Below are 19150 nucleotides of genomic sequence, written 5' to 3' on the forward strand. Positions count from 1 at the left end.
CTCTCTTTTGAAGGTTAATCCACAAGTTGTGCTAGTTACTATTACCGAAAAAAACCAAGGTTCCTATGGTACTAAGGTGCCAATTCAATATGGTTATTATTGCTTTATGCTGAATATCAAAAATTGGATTACTGTGGCAAAAAATTCATTAAAAATCACATAAAAAACACCAACACTCATGCTGTGATTGTAATAACCGAATTGAGGAAACCTATACTATGTCGACGATACAAACTGGGCTCAAAGGAAAAGTGGCGCTTATTACTGGCTCAACTAGTGGTATTGGTCTAGCGACTGCACATGTTCTGGCTGAGCAAGGCTGTCATATCATATTGCATGGCCTGATGGGCCAAGATGAAGGGCTGTCTTTAGCCGCTGAATTTAGGGCAAAATATCAAATAAACAGCTTTTTTAGTAACGCCGATTTAAGAGACGCTAACTGCATACATGCATTTATCGACAACGCGGTTAATGCCTTGGGCAGTATTGATATTTTAGTCAATAATGCCGGAATTCAACATACACAAGATGTGGCAAATTTTCCGATAGAAAAATGGAATGACATCATAGCAATTAACTTATCTTCTGCTTTTCATACCATCCAAAAGGTGGTGCCTGCAATGGCACAAAAAAACTGGGGTAGAATCATTAATATTGCGTCGGTACATGGTTTAGTCGCCTCAGCAAATAAAGTGGCCTATTGCGCAGCAAAGCATGGCATTGTTGGCTTAACAAAAGTGGTCGCAATTGAATGCGCTGAACAAGGTATTACCGTTAACGCAATTTGTCCTGGGTGGGTTGATACGCCGCTTATAAGTAAGCAAATTGAGACCATAGCCAGCGATAAAAGTTTGAGTTATGAAGAGGCTAAATATCAACTGGTGACCGCTAAACAGCCGTTACCAGAAATGTTAGCCCCCAGAGAAATCGGTGAATTCGTGTTATTTCTTTGTGGCAGTGCAGCAAGAGGGATTACAGGCTCAGCACTGCCGATGGATGGCGCCTGGACAGCACAATAAACTGAGTTAAGCCTATATTGAAGTATCATTAAAAAGCTAAAAACGCCCCGTATTCGTTGTATGAATACGGGGCGTTTTATCTTTGGGTCAAAAGCATTATCAATGAATGTACTAACGAGATAATGATGCCTAGGATATGAGAGTGGATTAAGACTTGGCCATAAATTCAGCGATGCGCTGATAGGTTGTCATGCACTCTTGTTTAACCAAATCATGCAGTAACATGTAGGCATGGATCATACCATCAAATGAATGATGCTCAACCTCTACGCCAGCGGTACTTAAGGCATTTGCATAGGCAATGCCCTCATATCTTAATGGATCGCACCCCGCTGTAAAAATCAGGGTTTTTGGCAAGTTAGCATTAATGGTGCCATATAAAGGTGAAGCCTGTTTAATTATATCGCTATCCGTTGATTGAAAATACTGTTCGAAATACCATTTGATGCGACTCGTTTCAAGTAAAAAACCACTGCCGTTACTGTCAAGTGATGGGCTAGTTAAGGTGTAATCAACACTAGGGTAAATAAGAATTTGCTGGTCAATATGAAGCCGTTTATCGGTTAAGCTTTTCATGCTTAAACTAGAACAAATAGCACCGCCGGCACTGTCACCAATAATAGTCACAGAATCTTGATGGTTAACATCATCCAGTAGCTGCGTGTAATGGATTAGTGAATACTCACAGTCATTAAGCCCTGCAGGATAAGGGTATTCAGGCGCGAGTCGATACTCGACTGATATCACCACACATTGCGCAATGTTGGCAAGATGACGACAGATAGGATCGTAAAGCGCTACACTGCCACACATATGGCCGCCACCATGAAAATGCAATAACACTGGCAAAGGTTTATCGGGTGCTGGGCTATAAACTCTAACCGCAATAGTGCGGTCAGTTAACGTAAGCGCTTTGTCGGCAATATAGTTCACTGAGGGGGAGTCACTCATTAACGCGCCGAGTTTATTTAAGTTTTCACGCAATATTGTCGGTGTAAATTGGACATTATTTTGCTTAGCCAGAGCAATATTATTGTTCGCTACGGCTAAAAAATCGGTGAGCTTAGGCGAAACGATACCGCGCATTATATTAACTCCTTTGTTTTTCCAGTTTCGGGTAGAAAATAACTGCCCACAAACACAGTGCCACTGAGTATGGTTATCATCACAAATGAGCCAAAATAACTGCCATCACTTAAATCAACTAACTTACCAAATACCCACAACACCACAGTAGAAACCAGGTAACTTATTGACCAAAACAGGCTAAACACCACAGTGATTTTTTGACCAGTCATTTTAGGCAGTTCGTGAGGAATAGACACTAAGGCGGTCACCGGGAAAAAGATGAAAAAGCCCAATACTATGCCGCATAAAATTTGTAACTCAGGCTGGGTACTAAACGATAATCCTAAAACGGTGATAACAATGATCAAGCCGCTCCAGCGAATAATAGGCAGACGCAGTGGATTTTTACGACTATACAATATCCCAGCAATAGTGCCGACAATCCCAAAACCAATCACCCATTTACTTTGGCTTATTCCCGCTTGCGGATAAAAAGTAAATAAACAGATATAAAAAGACAACAGCCCTGAATATGTAAACGCATAAGCCCAATTAAACTTATCTGTTAACCCCTCAAGGTAGCCATATATGGCTGGCTCGACACCGGATGTATTCTTGGCAGGCTTTGGCGATTCAAACTTAACCAGCAGCCACACTAAGGCCAGCACTAAGCTCGCGACAGAAAATAACACTAAGCTGTTTTGCCAACTACCAGTAAGTGCATTAATACTGCTCATGCCCCATAAAATAATCGCTGTGCCGACGTTAAATGCCACCGCATTAAGACCATTAATGACTGGGCGGTCTTCAGGCGCAAACCACAACATCACAATAGGATTGAAGTACACAATCATAAAAGCGCCGCCTAAACCCATTAAAAAACGGCTCACTAGAAGTAATTCATAATTACCCGCAAAAGGGGTCACTATGCCAACCACAATTAATAACGCAGCAAGCAAAAATGCGTACTTGATGCCAAATTTAACCGCCACATAAGCGGCGCTAAATGTGCCCGCAATTTTAGCTAGAGTAACCGCGCCACTGATAAAGCTTGCTGACGCTAAGCTATCGATATGCATTGATGCCATGATACTGCCCATACTGGCTGTGCCTCCTACCCATGCCATGGCAAAGAGAACATAACTCGTAAAAACCAGACCTTCGACCAAATATCTATGGGTTATTTTCATAGGCGTAAAATGTACCTTCAATGACACGAATATAGTGTTAATCATGTTATCTGATGAGTATCGATAAATAAGTACTACCTTAGTTCACCGCGATATTAAAAATCTTTATCAAACAGGACGTCTAGTGTAGTTTCGCAAGGATAAAAAAAATATTGGGGAATAACTTGCAGGCTTGGTTATCTATTGACACTTGGTTGATCAGTTCAATTTCAATTGCTTATCTTGCAATGCTATTTGTGGTCGCACAGTGGGGGCAAAATCGTGCAATCAAAAAACTAAACCAAAAACCTTGGGTTTATAGCCTTTCGTTAGGGGTATGCTGCACCTCATGGGCCTTTTATGGCACCGTTGGTCAAGCTGCAACTACCGGGGCTTGGCTTGCTCCGATTTACATCGGCTCGATCATTTGCTTAGTACTTGCCTGGCCGATGCTAATGCGAACCTTACAAATCATTAAAAGCCAAAACCTGACCTCTATTGCCGACTTTATTGCCTGTCGCTTTGACCGCTCACCTAAAATTGCCGCTACCGTAGCCATAGTGTCACTGCTGGGCACCATTCCTTATATTGCCTTGCAGTTAAGGGCTATCAGTACCAGTTTCGACTTACTTACAGGTACGTTCCAATCTGGTATTAGCACTGCATTTGTCGTCACGATTGTATTAATTATCTTTAGTATTTTATTTGGCACACGCCAACTGTCGGCCAGTAAGCATAACCAAGGTTTAGTACTCGCGATCGCGTTTAGTTCTATCGTTAAATTATTTGCCCTAACCGCCGTGGGGATATTTGCCACGTTTTATGTTTTCGATGGTTTTAGCGACTTGATCAGCCAGAGTGAAAACATCAAGGAAACCACTAATGCTGACTCCACCTACCTTGTCATATCTCAGGTTATTTTAGGTGCGATTACTATCTATGCACTGCCGCAAGAGTTTCACATGATGATGATCGAAAACAATCATCATAAGGAGCTTAAATCTGCGCGTTGGATGGTGCCGTTATATTTAATACTGATCAATATTTTTGTATTACCCATCGCATTGGCTGGGCAGCTAAGCTTTCCAGGTGGTAGCGTAGGTGCTGATACCTATGTACTGACCTTACCGCTATTTTATCAACAAGCTTGGTTAGGCATATTGGTTTACATCGGTGGACTCGCCGCCGCAACAGCCATGGTTATTGTGGCCGCGATAGTGCTTAGCACAATGATTTCTACCGAAATACTCACGCCATTATTGTTACGTCTCCCCAAGTTTAACTCTCAGAAAACACTACAATTATCAGGTATTCTATTAAATTTAAGACGTATATCTATCGCGGTAATATTATTGTCTGCCTTTGCATTTGAACGCTTTATTAATCAGCAAAATCATTTAGCCAGTATCGGGTTGTTATCATTTGTATTGTTATCGCAATTTGCCCCCGCAGCGGTAGGCGCCTTGTATTGGCGCAGAGCGACCACACAAGGCGCTTTTGTAGGCTTAATTATGGGCAGTATTGTGTGGCTATACACATTACTGTTGCCGGTGACGTTTCCTGATGCACATTGGGTGAGCGTGGGTTTATTTGGTATTACTTGGTTAACGCCGACAGCCTTATTTGGCTTAACTGGCCTAGACAATATTAGTCACGGGGTGTTTTACAGCTTAGCGGCTAACATCGGCTGCTTTGTGATGATTTCACTGTTTAAAGACCAAAGCATTGGCGAGGTTTTACAAGCTGATTTATTTGTTAATCGAAAACAAGTTCAGTCAGAACGTCACTTATCGGTAGATGATTTAGCCAGTTTATTAAACCGTTTTATTAATAAAGATGAAGCTGATGCCTTGCTCGCAGAATCAAAAAAACTCGGTAGTAAAGACCATCATCAAAAGCTTGTTGATTACACCCGCCTAAAACTCTCTGGCGTGCTCGGTTCTGCTTCAACGCGAATGGTGATGAGCGCCGCCTCACGCACTCAGCATGTTCCCTTGGAAGATGTGGTCAGCATTGTTGATGAAGCCAGCCAGATATTTGAGTTTAACCGCGAATTACTGCAATCGGGCGTTGAAAATATTGAGCAAGGTATTAGCGTTGTCGACGCCGATATGCGCTTAGTGGCTTGGAATCAGCGCTATATTGAACTGCTTAATTATCCTAAAGATTTTGTTAAAGCAGGGTTACACATTGAACAGCTAATCCGATTTAATATTGACCGAGGGGTTATCGTTGGTAACGAAGCACAAGCACTCATAGAGAAACGCTTAGATCATATGCGCGGGGGGAGTCCGCATCATTTTCAACGCACTATGTTAGACGGTAAAGTGTTAGAAATTCGTGGCCAGGCCATGCCTGGCGGTGGGTTTGTCAGCACGTTTACGGATATTACCGCACATATTGAAGCAGAAAAAACCTTACAACAAGCCAATGAAACCCTCGAAAAACGAGTAGAAAACCGCACCCGAGAACTTGAAAAAGCCAAAGCCGAAGCTGAGGCGGCTAATAGTAGCAAAACTCGATTTTTAGCCGCGGCAAGCCATGATTTAATGCAGCCCTTTAATGCATTAACCTTATTTACAGAAATGTTGAAGCAAAGAGTTAAATCAACCGAGCTGCATGATTTAGCAACCAATATTGAAGACTCATTAAACGTGGTAGAAAGTTTACTATCAGATCTAGTTGAAATATCACGTTTGGATAGTAACTCGTTAAAAACTGAAAAAAGCCAATTTGCGATTGATGATTTACTGTCAACATTAGTCAATGAATTTAAGGCGTTATCGGTTCAACAACATATTGATTTTAACTACCAGGTTTCGTCCTGTTTTGTACACAGCGATCAACGACTATTACGCCGTATTATTCAAAACTTTTTGTCTAATGCGTTTCATTATTCGCCGTCTGGTAACACTAACCACCCGCTAACGCCTAATAAGGCTAAGTCACGCAATGAGTCAACCGATGCTATTGAGAGCGCTGAGTTCATGCCTAAGGTTTTATTAGGTGTAAGGCGACTTGAAAACGCGATATTGATACAAGTTTGGGACAATGGGCCGGGTATTCCGCTTGATAAACGTCAGGCGATTTTTTGTGAGTTTGAACGCTTAGAGCTCACACGAGAAATTCCTGGGCTGGGCCTAGGTTTAGCGATATGTGACCGTATCGCCAAGTTATTGGATATTAAAATATCACTGCATTCAGAGGTGGGTAAAGGGACTTGCTTTAGCGTTGAAATACCACGGGTATTGCAACATAAAAAGCCAGCGCACTTATTAGAAATAACCGAAGATGAGATTGGTCGTGATAGCGTTAATATTAGCGTACTGGTCATCGATAATGATGACTTGATGCTAAAAGCCATCTCATCATTACTCAGTGGTTGGGGGTGCCATGTGATCACCGCGAAAGATCAACCTAGTGCAATACAGCAACTGGCAGACAATCCGCAACCAAGGTTAATTATTGCCGATTACCACTTAGAGGATGATAAAAATGGCGTTGATTTAGTGCAGTATTTATTAGCACATCACACCGATAGAGTGAATAAGCATACCACCTGTGTTATTTGCTCTGCTGACCCGTCTGAAGCGGTTAGACAGCATACCAGCAGCGCTCAATTTAGTTTTGTACGTAAACCACTTAAGGCCATCGCGCTAAAACGGATCATTAAACAACTGACGCCCTAATTTCAACGACAAGTAGTATCAAACGAAATAGTATCGACGACATTTTTAGAGGCAGTTAATAGTCGACGCAGCTTAGACAAAAAAACGCCTCAATATGAGGCGTTTTTTATTATTTAAATACTAAATCACAATGTTAAGCGCTTATCTGCTGGTTTTCGGTAGACGTTATCATCAGTTGTTGAAACACCAGCCCTGCCTGAGTGCGATTGTATACTTCAAGTTTGAGCAAAATGGCTGACACATGCTTTTTAACTGTGGTTTCTTTAATGTTTAAGTCATAGGCAATTTGCTTGTTTAAGCGACCATTAGCAATATTGGCCAGTACGGTGTACTGCTGCGGAGTAAGCTGGGCTAATTGCTTGGCAAGGCGTTGATGCTCGGCAGCGGTATGTTGATCGGCGGTGATATTGGTGTGTTCTGGTAACCAAATGTCGCCTTCAAGCACTGTAGCTATGGCGGTCGATATTTGGGTTAAATTGGCCGACTTGGGAATAAAAGCACTGGCGCCAAAATTGATTGCTTTACGAATGATTTCAGGTTGATCGTCAGAAGACACCATAATAACGACAATATCGGGAAAGTGGTTTTGTAATAAGGTTAATCCAGTAAAACCATCGTTTCCGGGCATATGTAAATCAATAAAGATAATTTCGATATCTGGATGTTGCTCTACTGTAGAGATTAACTCTGTAAAGTTCTCAGCCTCTAACACTGCAGCATCGTTGAAATTTTTAAGTACTGCTTGGGTTAAGGCGGCACGAAATAGCGGGTGATCGTCTGCAATTGCCACTTTTATTTGAGACATAGTCGGCTCCTAAAAAATTGCGCGGTTTTGGTTAATTATTATTTGATCGCTGATCGCTTGTTGATTTACGTAACTGTCGCACTTTTGGTGACCTATAAAAAGAATAACCGGTTCTATAGGGAGCCGGCTATTCTTTAATTGGCAATGGATTAATGACTGCTTAGAACTGATAGCCAACCGTTAACGAAATCGTCGCAGGGTCACCATAATAACCAATTAAGGTGTTATCACCGCCCAGTCCAGGGGTAAAATCTCCGTTACCTGTTGGCGTAACAAAAGCATAATTACCCACTAAATACTCTTCATCAGTCACGTTTTTCCAATGAAGACCAGCATTCCAATGGCCGTCATTACTATACCAGTTCACGCCCAAATTAAGTAAACCGTAAGCATCTTGGCTTAGTAAATTATCGACTACCGCTAAGTCGTAATCACCACGGTAATAGTAATTACCATTAATGATAAAGCTGCCAATATCAGCTTCAATATTATAGCTAAAACCAAGGTTTGCTGTAGTGTCTGGGGTGTTGGTAATGGTGTAAGTATCACTTATATCAATTTTGTTACCGAATTCATCATAAGAAATCACTTCATCGAATGTAGCGTCAATTAAGCCTATATTGGCAAATAGATTAAGTGACTCGGTAGCGGCATATTCCACTTCAAGCTCTAATCCGCTGGCGGTAGACTTACCTATATTACCTAAGCGTTGATTAAGATCTGAACTGTCTTCTCCAGGTAGTACAGTAACAAACTGTCTGTCTTTATGGTCAAGATAGAATACCGTCGCGTTGATACGAAGATTATCGTTCCACTCGCTTTTAATACCCATTTCATATGAATCAACAATTTCAGGGTCTACAGCAGGTTCTGCACCTGTCGCACGCGGATTAAACGTCCCTGATTTGAAGCCCTGGGAGTAACTGGTAAACAACATCATGTCATCGTTAACTTGATATTCCAAACCCACTCGCGGGTTGAATCTAGACCATGTTTCTTCGTCATCGAGCACTTTGGGTATTTTGGATTCAATTAATGCTTCATCACGCACAAAACCCGGGTACCAGCCTGTTTCAGGATAAATACTATCAAATATCACCCCATTATAAACCGTGGCCTCTTTAGACTCTTGGGTATAACGACCACCTAATGTCATCGATAATTGTTCAGTGAAATCGTATGTTCCTTGTACATAAGCGGCATAGCTTTCGCTATTATTACAGCCACTGACTTCACGAGTTAACCCACCAAATGCTTTAAAAGCTTCTTCTAAAATAGCATCAAACACTCCACAGGAATCACCTTTGAAATAGTAGAGACCTGACACTAGAGTTAAATTGTCACCATTATAATTTGCTTGCAACTCTTGGCTAAACTGCTCATCTTCATAGATAGCGGGAACGTCAAAAATGCGCAAACTGGTGTTATCAAAATCGATGTTTGTCGGCGAGTAACCTTCACGTGATGCGGTGACAGATTTTACGCTCCAATTCTCATTAAGGTTATACTCAACTGTCGCGCTCCACCCTTCGTTTTCAACTTTATTCCAGGTAGGTAAGCTTGTGTAAGAATCATACTTACTGTCTGGCACTGGAGCATCGGTTAATAAACTTGGCAGTAGGCGATATCCACCTTTTGAATTTGATTCATCTTGAGTTTTATCATAGGTAAAGCGCATAAATAAATCATCGGTAGGCGTATATTCAACGCTTAAGCGCCCAGCCATAACATCCTTGTTATAGTTTTCGGTATCTTGTCCTGGTAATGCTGAGGTTTTGAATTCACCAAAACCATCACGATTTAAGCTCGCCATGGCAAAACCGACATAGAGCTTGTCGTCGATAAGCGGTAATTGCCCAGCGACTTTAACATCTTTTTGGCCATAACTGCCGACTGTTCCTTTAAGGCTTAATTCGCCGTCACCGGTCATTTTTTTTGTCACATACTTAATCGCACCACCAATGGTATTTTTACCATATAAGGTACCTTGGGGGCCGCGAAGTACTTCAATACGCTGCACATCAAGAATATCTAATACTGCGCCTTGTGGACGTGCAATGTAAACATCATCTATATAAATACCAACTCCAGGCTCATAGCCCCAAAGTGGATCTTCTTGGCCTACACCACGAATAAAGGCTGTAAGCGTTGAGTTGGTGCCTCGGCTAGATTGCAATGTGGTGTTTGGCGAAAATTGTTGTATTTCAGTCATCACACTGATGCCGTTTTCTGACAGCTCTTTGTCACTAATTGATGTCACTGCCACTGGCACATTTTGTAAACTCTCAACCGTTTTACGCGCGGTAACTTCTATGCGCTCTAAAACGGCTTGTTTGCCAGCGTTGGTTGTTTCTTCATCCGCAGCTACTGCATATTGCGCGGTTAACACCGATGAAATAGCTAAGGCAATACAGCTGATTTTAATAGTATTCTGTTTCATACAAGTCCCCATTGTAATATTTATTATTGATGTTTTTATTTACTACTCATTTTGGTTTATGACTATCCTGATTTACGACTAATTTGGTTTACGACTGATGATTCACAAATTGACAGTATCGTATTTTTAACAAAATTGAATCGGTACTATAGTAGTATGTGCTTTGGTCTATAAACGCTAAAAAAACTAATTTTATAGACTAAAAACAGAAAGTTACTTATCCTTTTAGATTAAAGCCCCCAAAGCTTAATGATCTCAACCACGCTACTTATTGGTGTCTTGATTAGAAAGTCAGTTTCTTCACCACCATGATTAATATCTGGATTAACGGCAATCCCATGGCCCATATTTTTGATGATAACCAGTTCTATTACTGCGTTATCTTGTGTGTCTTTCCAGCGAGAAATACTGTAACCAGATTCATTCTTTACCTGCGCCTTAGTACTAGATTGAGTCAATAGCAGCCACTGGGACGCTAACATGTGCGCATTATTAGCATCGACCACAATGTCACTGTCTCCCGCCCAAATAGTTAATGCAGGCCAGTGTGTTTGCTGAGGGTGTATTGCTTGAGCAAATTGAGCTAATTCTTCAGCAGTTTGAGCAGGTCCCCTTTTCATGCACGATATGGCTTTAATCAAATTATCAGCGCATGGATATGGCAAACCAGCAATAACAGCGCCGCCTTTGAATAAATTAGGGTAATTAACTAATGCAGCACTTGTCATAGCGCCGCCTGCCGATAATCCGATAACATAAACATGCTTGGCACCCAGCCTTTCTTGAGCGGCTAATATCATGTTTTTTATTGACAGCATTTCACCGCTATCAAGTTGTGTATCTTCACTCGCAAACCAGTTAAAACAGCGTTTTACGTTATTGTCATAACTTTGTTGTGGTACTAAAACGGCAAAATTGTTTTCTAACGCTAAAGCGGTTAAACCGGTTTTATTAGCCAGTTCGACGCCATCTTGAATACAGCCATGAAGTAACACGACCAATGAAGAATCATCTGTATTTAAGGCTTCATTTAGCGGAAGGTAAAAGCTGGTTAACGCACCAGGGTTATCACCAAAATCGGTTAGCGGGATATAAGGCGTATCAGTGGCTTGAACAGGTTGAATCATCACAATCCAACACAGTACAAAGACCGATGAAATTACGCCATGGAATTTATTTCTCATGTCTGCAGTTTCCAAGTTAATCATCATCATAATTTGCTGAAGTTTGCAGCAAACTACAATGGCACTTTAGATCCACATAGGAGACAATGTTATGGAAATAATTCTAAAGCGACGGTTAGCCCATTCGGCATCGACATAAAATTAAGATTAAAGCACTGATAGCATTATATTTAAATTGTAAAAATCACACTAAGCTGAACTAGGTTGAGCCACTCTGTTTATCGAACGCTATGCCTAGCGGTTCAAAGTAAGCCATCAAAGCTTGATAAATATCAGCACAATGCCGCGAATCCGGATAAGCACCATGCTTAGCTAATGGTGAGTTAATCGTGCTATTCACCAAGTATGGATTGGAAATTTCAGCATGGGTTTGGGAATACATTTCAATGCTTGCCTCAAATGCCCGGGCCATCATTTCTGTTGGCTTGGAAAAATATTGGCTATTTTGCAGTTTGTCTAATGCAATTGAGCGTCGAACATAATCATGGGGTAAAGCGGTTTGGGGATCTGAACTGGTATTGGTTAGAAAAGTAATCTCAAACAACTTAGAAAGTTGCTGATTAAGCGGATGCACGACTAAAGGTTTATCGGCTAACCAAAGGTCACTGGCACAAGAGAAAGGGTTTATGCTGCTATTATTAATGCGTGTGCTAGCTAAAGATACATTTGAAGAGTAAGGGTTTAATAGCTGCTCATTCGTAAACATTTTGTCTGCTATGTAGTGATCAAACGCATGCCAAAACTCATGAGCAAGCGCACCAGCGCCTGCATTTTTAGCTAAAGCCAGTTCACGATAGGCGGGCGAATAATGTGCCTGAACCCCTTTTTGACCGCCATGGCCAAAAGCAAAACGTAAGCTCCCGCGTAAACCTATCAGTTCTGGTGGCACCCGCAATATATTCGCTAAATCTGCTAAAGAATCGAATATCAAATTAGCCGCTAATGCGGACTCTGCGCGGTTAACCCAATTGCCTACCCTAATATGGTTTAAACCAAAGGTATGCTTAATGTCTAAAAAACTCACCGAATCACCATTACGATAATCGGGCCCAATACGTTCAAAATGTCGATGGTGATTTAATAGTGAATGATGTGAAGCCAAACTCTCTCTCTTAGGAAGCGAAACCAAGCTTATAAATTAGGAATTATTACTGTTGCAGAATGGCATGTAAACCCTAAGCTCAAAAGAAGAGTACCATGCTTTAATTAACCTGATGTGATGATCTCCTCCTTTATCTCTGAGTAAGAGAATTAGCATACGAAGATAGATAAAGAAATTTATCAAAGACAAAGGCCTAGCATTTCTGCTACGCCTTCAAAATTTGACTGAGATGAAAAACCAAACTATATCAATTAAACATGCAAAGGCCAAAATGTTGCAAGTAATAACAAAGTGATAGCGCCAATAAAAATGTTCATTGGCAGGCCAACGCGAATGAAATCACTGAACTTATAATTGCCCGGCCCCATCACCATTAAATTGGTTTGGTAACCCAGTGGAGTGGCAAAACTGGCAGAGGCGGCCATCATGATAGCAAGCACAAATGGCTCTGGGTTTAGTGACGCTTTTTCTGTGATATCAAGAGTCAGCGGTAACATTAATAACGCGGCAGCATTATTGGTGATGATCTCAGTTAAAATAGACAAGGTGACGTAAATCAATACCAACAGTAAAACCGCATTGCCTGCGCTAATGCTGACGATATTTTCAGCCAGAAAACTCGATACACCAGTTTTTTGCAGCGCGGCGCCCAATGCAAAGGACGCGGCAATGGTGATCAACACGTTTAAATCTAAACTGCGCTCCGCTTGTTTAATGCTTAAACATCCAGTCACTAACATGGCGCCAGCGGCCAATAATGCGGCGTTAAGCATATCAAGCCAACCAAAGGTTGCCGCGGTAATGGCGGCTAATAATATACCCCAAGCCAGTTTAGCTTTGTCATGGTTAGGGTGTTCGTGTTCCAGTTCGTTAATCAATAAGAAATCTTTATTGTATTTCTGGCGACTAACAAATTCAGGGCTGGCTTCTAACAATACAGTGTCACCCGCTTGCAGCGTTATACCACCTAAATTACCGGTTAAGCGTTCACCATTTCGCGCAGCAGCTAATACAACTGCGCCATATCTATTACGAAAATGGGCGTCGCGAATAGTGCTGCCAATGGCTTCACAGCGGGGAGAAATAACCGCCTCGACTAAGCGTCGGCCTGATTGCTTATCTTGCAACGAAAATGTGCCATCTAGGTTGTCAGGAGCAATCAGGCCATTTATTTTTAATAAATCGGTAATCGCTTCCGTTTCACCAGCAAACACTAAACGATCTTTGCTGCGTAATATTTCGTCAGGGGATACTGCGCTTAAGACTATATCGTCACGTTCAATCTCAATCAGGTAAATACGTTTTAAATTACGCAGACCTGCTGCGGTAATGGACTTCCCCACAAGTGGGCCATTTTCTTTCACCATGACTTCTAAGGTAAATTCACGGATATTCTCAAATGCGGTCGGGCTGGTGTGATGAGGTAACAGCTTTGGCCCAAACCAATACATCGCGGCTAAACCTGCAATAGCCACTGGTAAACCTATTAAGGTGATGTCAAATAAACCAAAACCCGCAGTGCCGGTAATAGCTTGATATTGGCCATTAACCACTAAGTTTGTGCTGGTGCCGATAAGCGTAATCGTACCGCCCAATATCGCTGTATAGCTTAATGGGATCATCAATTTAGAGGCGGGAATATTGATTTTTTTAGCCCATATATTCAGCGCGGGGATCAGAGTAGCGACCACAGGAGTATTATTTAAAAAGGCGCTCAGGGTGACCACGGGCACAAATATTTTTAATAACGCTTGTCGTTCTGTTTTGGGGTTACCAAGTGCTTTATTCACCAATAAATCAATTCCGCCAGAGGCATGAATACCCGCAGCGACCACAAACATTGCTGCAACGGTAATTAAGCCTGCATTACTAAAACCAGCCAATGCTTCAGGTGCTGAAAGAATACCGAAAACACTGAGAATAGTCAGGGCGGCCATCATCACTAAATGAGGGCTGATTTTAGTCATAATTAAGGTAATTAAAGCGAGACCCGTAAGGCCAAGTGTTAGCCAACCGTCGATGTTCATTTTTCAGCGATCTCATAAGATTAAGAGCCTACATCATATTCTTTTTCATATAACTTAAAATTGATATTTAACGTTTACATATATCAAATTGAAATATATAAGCTATTTTAATATTATCTTACTGGTTAATATAATTGCTTAATTGAGCTTTCTGGTTTGGACAGAGCTGAGCTAATACACTTTGCCTTAAAATTTAAAAATAAATAAGCAAATTACTGTTTTTATTGAAAAATGGTAGACACTAAATTTACAACCCTAATTTTTTAGTAAGGATGAATGATTAAAAACACGAAGTAATAAACTTTAGAAATGTTGATCTTAATTAAGCATAAATCACCACGAATAGCGCTATTGGGATAGCATCGGATGTTTAAAGAAAGCAGTATTAGAATAAAACTTGGAAAAGACAAAGGCCTAGCATTTCTGCTAGGCCTTCTAAATTTGGCAGGGGTGGCAAGACTCGAACTCGCAACCATCGGTTTTGGAGACCGCTGTTCTACCAATTGGAACTACACCCCTGTTGACGAGTGGCATTATGCAAAAACCACTGTAAAAGGTAAAGCACTTTTTCAACAAAAACGCCTAACTGGAGCATTTTCAAACAAGTTAGCTTGTATTAGCTAAATTATTTGAAAATTTATCCACACTCGGTTAAATCACAGCGATGTACTTCAAGGGTGATATGTTTTAATTGGCTAAAACGCTCACTTAGCTGTGACTTTAAGCTTAAGCTTTCAATATCCTCGTGAACAACAATTGATGCAATTAGCGCAAAGTCAGCAGAGTTAACACGCATTAAACGCAAATCTACAATATGTTTGTTATCTTGTTGTAGAAAAGCCTTTATATCCGCTTGTAAAGGGCTTGCTTGATTATCATCTAACAGTAATGGACTGGTATGCTTTATCAATCCCCACGCCCACTTAGAAATAATCAGAGCACCTACTATTCCCATAATAGGGTCTAACCAACTCCAGCCCATATATTTACCAAATAGCAATGCTACGATAGCCAATACGGAGGTTAGCGCATCGGCAAGCACATGCATGTACGCTGCAGTCAGATTGTGATCTTTGTGTTCATGATGGTCGTGATGGTCGTGATGGTCGTGATGGTCGTGATGGTCGTGATGGTCGTGAGTATGATGATCTTTTAATAAGAAAACACTAATAACATTGACTGTTAATCCAATAATAGCCACAAGAATAGCTTGTTCAAACTGAATAGCATGGGGATTAAATAGTCTCGAGACTGACTCGATTAACATCACAACTGCTACAAGACCTAACGCTATTGCACTGGTAAATCCTCCTAACACTCCAACTTTGCCTGTACCAAAGGTGAACTGTGGTGAATTAGCGTGCTTTCGAGCATAACGATAAGCAAACAATGTAATCATAAAAGCCGCGGCATGGGTTCCCATGTGCCAGCCATCAGCAAGTAAAGCCATTGAACCGTATACTGTACCAGCAACAATCTCCACAAGCATTGTGACGAGAGTTAAATACAACACATAGCGAGTGTTTTTCTCGCCATCGAAATTATGTTGCTGAAAGTTATTGGCTTGAGACCATTTGGTAGTTGAATGTGATGACATAAATAAAATGTTATAACAATAATTGGAATGTAACTCTGTTATAACCAGCTTTCCCTTATTCAACAAGTAGTAAGCTTAAAATATATGAGTTTTACTATAAATAATCTCAGCAGATCTATTAAAAGATACAGTATTGATAATCTCATAAGCCAAAAATTAAAATTTGTAGGTAGGTATGTGAAGATATTAATTTATGGTTGGCCTGACACAAGATTACTATTCAATCCTTACCAGTATTATTTAACTTAGCAAATTACAGGCATAAATAAGCCAGTTACATTAGTAACGGGCTTATTACTACTTCTTCGAGTAAATTAGACGCCAGGAAATAAGCTACACTCACATTGGAATGTCGGCCACACTATTACCATTATCCCAATGTCACTGATATACCTAGAAAAATGCTCTAGACGTAAAAAGTAGGTAAATTACAAACGTAAAAAAGCCCGCTACGTTAGTAACGGGCTTATCACTCTCTTTTCAGAGAAATTAGGCGCCTGGAAATGACCTACTCTCACATGGGGAGACCCCACACTACCATCGGCGATACTGTGTTTCACTTCTGAGTTCGGAATGGGATCAGGTGGTGCCACAGCTCTATGGTTTCCAGACAAATTTGGTTTATCTAACGCCAGTTAACTAGCATTAAATAATAATTCGGAAAGCTGATTGCTATATCTCAGTTTGAGTCTCGTCACACTATTTAAGCGTCCCATTCTAATACTAAGTCGTATCAGTAAAACCCATCTGGGTTGTATGGTTAAGCCTCACGGGTCATTAGTACAAGTTAGCTCAACGCCTCACAACGCTTACACACCTTGCCTATCAACGTAGTAGTCTCCTACGGCCCTTTAGAGAGCTTAAAGCTCTAGGGATGACTCATCTTGGGGCTCGCTTCCCGCTTAGATGCTTTCAGCGGTTATCGATTCCGAACGTAGCTACCGGGCAATGCCATTGGCATGACAACCCGAACACCAGCGGTTCGTCCACTCCGGTCCTCTCGTACTAGGAGCAGCTCCCCTCAATCATCCAACGCCCACGGCAGATAGGGACCGAACTGTCTCACGACGTTCTGAACCCAGCTCGCGTACCACTTTAAATGGCGAACAGCCATACCCTTGGGACCGACTTCAGCCCCAGGATGTGATGAGCCGACATCGAGGTGCCAAACACCGCCGTCGATATGAACTCTTGGGCGGTATCAGCCTGTTATCCCCGGAGTACCTTTTATCCGTTGAGCGATGGCCCTTCCATTCAGAACCACCGGATCACTATGACCTACTTTCGTACCTGCTCGACGTGTATGTCTCGCAGTTAAGCTGGCTTATGCCATTGCACTAACCGTACGATGTCCGACCGTACTTAGCCAACCTTCGTGCTCCTCCGTTACTCTTTGGGAGGAGACCGCCCCAGTCAAACTACCCACCAGGCACTGTCCTCAACCCCGATAAGGGGCCAGAGTTAGAACATCAAAACTACAAGGGTGGTATTTCAAGATTGACTCCACTCCATCTAGCGACGAAGCTTCAAAGTCTCCCACCTATCCTACACATGTAGGTTCAATGTTCAGTGCCAAGCTATAGTAAAGGTTCACGGGGTCTTTCCGTCTAGCCGCGGGTATACGGCATCTTCACCGCAATTTCAACTTCACTGAGTCTCGGCTGGAGACAGCGTGGCCATCATTACGCCATTCGTGCAGGTCGGAACTTACCCGACAAGGAATTTCGCTACCTTAGGACCGTTATAGTTACGGCCGCCGTTTACCGGGGCTTCGATCATGAGCTTCTCTTGCGATAACCCAATCAATTAACCTTCCGGCACCGGGCAGGCGTCACACCGTATACGTCATCTTGCGATTTTGCACAGTGCTGTGTTTTTGATAAACAGTTGCAGCCACCTGGTATCTGCGACTGCCGTCAGCTTAGGGAGCAAGTCCCATCACCAACAGCAGCGTACCTTCTCCCGAAGTTACGGTACCATTTTGCCTAGTTCCTTCAGCCGAGTTCTCTCAAGCGCCTTGGTATTCTCTACCCGACCACCTGTGTCGGTTTGGGGTACGATCCCTACTAACCTGAAGCTTAGAAGATTTTCCTGGAAGCATGGCATCAACTACTTCATCACCTTAGTGACTCGTCATCAGCTCTCAACGTGTACATTTAAGTACGTGTTCCCGGATTTGCCTAAGAACACCGCCTACTACCTTAAACGCGGACTACCAACGCCGCGCTAGCCTAGCCTTCTCCGTCTCTCCATCGCAGTTAGCAGAGGTACAGAAATATTAATCTGTTTTCCATCGATTACGCCTTTCGGCCTCACCTTAGGGGTCGACTCACCCTGCCCCGATTAACGTTGGACAGGAACCCTTGGTCTTTCGGCGAGGGAGTTTTTCACTCCCTTTATCGTTACTCATGTCAGCATTCGCACTTCTGATACGTCCAGTGTGGGTTACCCCTTCACCTTCAACCGCTTACAGAACGCTCCTCTACCGCTTGCAGTAAACTGCAAACCCGTAGCTTCGGTGGTATGTTTAGCCCCGTTAAATCTTCCGCGCAGGCCGACTCGACTAGTGAGCTATTACGCTTTCTTTAAATGATGGCTGCTTCTAAGCCAACATCCTAGCTGTCTAAGCCTTCCCACATCGTTTCCCACTTAACATACACTTTGGGACCTTAGCTGACGGTCTGGGTTGTTTCCCTTTTGACAACGGACGTTAGCACCCGCTGTCTGTCTCCCGAGTAGTACTCATTGGTATTCGGAGTTTGCAAAGGGTTGGTAAGTCGGGATGACCCCCTAGCCTTAACAGTGCTCTACCCCCAATGGTATTCGCTCGAGGCGCTACCTAAATAGCTTTCGAGGAGAACCAGATATCTCCGAGTTTGATTGGCCTTTCACCCCCAGCCACAAGTCATCCGCTCATTTTTCAACATAAGTCGGTTCGGTCCTCCAGTTGATGTTACTCAACCTTCAACCTGCCCATGGCTAGATCACTCGGTTTCGGGTCTACGCCTTGCAACTAAACGCGCAGTTAACACTCGGTTTCCCTACGGCTC

Annotated in this window: 10 protein-coding genes, 1 tRNA gene and 2 rRNA genes (1 of these 13 cut by a window edge); 2 read left to right on the forward strand and 11 right to left on the reverse strand. The window is 42.3% G+C overall.

What is annotated here, in order from left to right; genetic code table 11:
* The first annotated feature begins 218 nt into the window (after positions 1–218).
* Complete coding sequence (locus ACRWQL_RS06250; protein WP_434952789.1) at positions 219–1019, forward strand: 3-hydroxybutyrate dehydrogenase; 801 nt, start codon at positions 219–221, stop codon at positions 1017–1019.
* 147 nt (positions 1020–1166) lie between these two features.
* On the opposite strand, the gene ACRWQL_RS06255 is transcribed toward ACRWQL_RS06250, so the two are convergent.
* Entirely contained in the window at positions 1167–2105 is a 939-nt protein-coding gene (locus ACRWQL_RS06255; RefSeq protein WP_434952790.1) for an alpha/beta hydrolase, read from the reverse strand.
* Positions 2105–3277 (reverse strand): MFS transporter, encoded by a 1173-nt coding sequence (locus ACRWQL_RS06260; RefSeq protein ID WP_434952791.1) that lies wholly within the window; start codon positions 3275–3277, stop codon positions 2105–2107. The genes ACRWQL_RS06255 and ACRWQL_RS06260 overlap by 1 nt, the downstream gene beginning before the upstream one ends.
* 164 nt (positions 3278–3441) lie before the next feature.
* On the opposite strand from ACRWQL_RS06260, the gene ACRWQL_RS06265 reads away from it, so the two are divergent.
* Positions 3442–6945 (forward strand): hybrid sensor histidine kinase/response regulator, encoded by a 3504-nt coding sequence (locus ACRWQL_RS06265; RefSeq protein WP_434952792.1) that lies wholly within the window; start codon positions 3442–3444, stop codon positions 6943–6945.
* A 133-nt stretch (positions 6946–7078) separates the two neighbouring features.
* Here the strand turns inward: ACRWQL_RS06265 and ACRWQL_RS06270 are convergent, their stop codons facing one another.
* From ACRWQL_RS06270 to ACRWQL_RS06310, 9 genes are all read right to left on the reverse strand, one after another.
* Positions 7079–7750, reverse strand: coding sequence for a response regulator transcription factor (locus tag ACRWQL_RS06270; RefSeq protein ID WP_434952793.1), 672 nt, complete (start codon positions 7748–7750; stop codon positions 7079–7081).
* 160 nt (positions 7751–7910) lie between these two features.
* Positions 7911–10190, reverse strand: a complete 2280-nt coding sequence (locus ACRWQL_RS06275) for a TonB-dependent receptor (protein WP_434952794.1) — start codon at positions 10188–10190, stop codon at positions 7911–7913.
* A 230-nt stretch (positions 10191–10420) separates the two neighbouring features.
* Positions 10421–11374, reverse strand: coding sequence for an extracellular catalytic domain type 1 short-chain-length polyhydroxyalkanoate depolymerase (locus ACRWQL_RS06280; protein ID WP_434952795.1), 954 nt, complete (start codon positions 11372–11374; stop codon positions 10421–10423).
* A gap of 199 nt (positions 11375–11573) precedes the next feature.
* Complete coding sequence (locus ACRWQL_RS06285; protein ID WP_434952796.1) at positions 11574–12476, reverse strand: CLCA_X family protein; 903 nt, start codon at positions 12474–12476, stop codon at positions 11574–11576.
* 251 nt (positions 12477–12727) lie between these two features.
* The gene (locus ACRWQL_RS06290) at positions 12728–14503 is read right to left on the reverse strand and encodes an SLC13 family permease (protein ID WP_434952797.1); all 1776 of its coding nucleotides are present in this window, start codon (positions 14501–14503) and stop codon (positions 12728–12730) included.
* 442 nt (positions 14504–14945) lie between these two features.
* Positions 14946–15022, reverse strand: a tRNA-Trp gene (locus ACRWQL_RS06295).
* Positions 15023–15140: 118 nt separating this feature from the next.
* Positions 15141–16100, reverse strand: coding sequence for a CDF family Co(II)/Ni(II) efflux transporter DmeF (dmeF, locus tag ACRWQL_RS06300; protein WP_434952798.1), 960 nt, complete (start codon positions 16098–16100; stop codon positions 15141–15143).
* Between the two features lie 495 nt (positions 16101–16595).
* A 5S ribosomal RNA gene (rrf, locus tag ACRWQL_RS06305) occupies positions 16596–16711 on the reverse strand.
* Between the two features lie 145 nt (positions 16712–16856).
* Positions 16857–19150 (reverse strand): 23S ribosomal RNA (locus ACRWQL_RS06310) (it continues 609 nt past the right edge of the window).

It is taken from the genome of Shewanella sp. HL-SH4 (assembly GCF_051164845.1).
GTDB classification, from domain to species: Bacteria; Pseudomonadota; Gammaproteobacteria; order Enterobacterales; family Shewanellaceae; genus Shewanella; species Shewanella glacialimarina.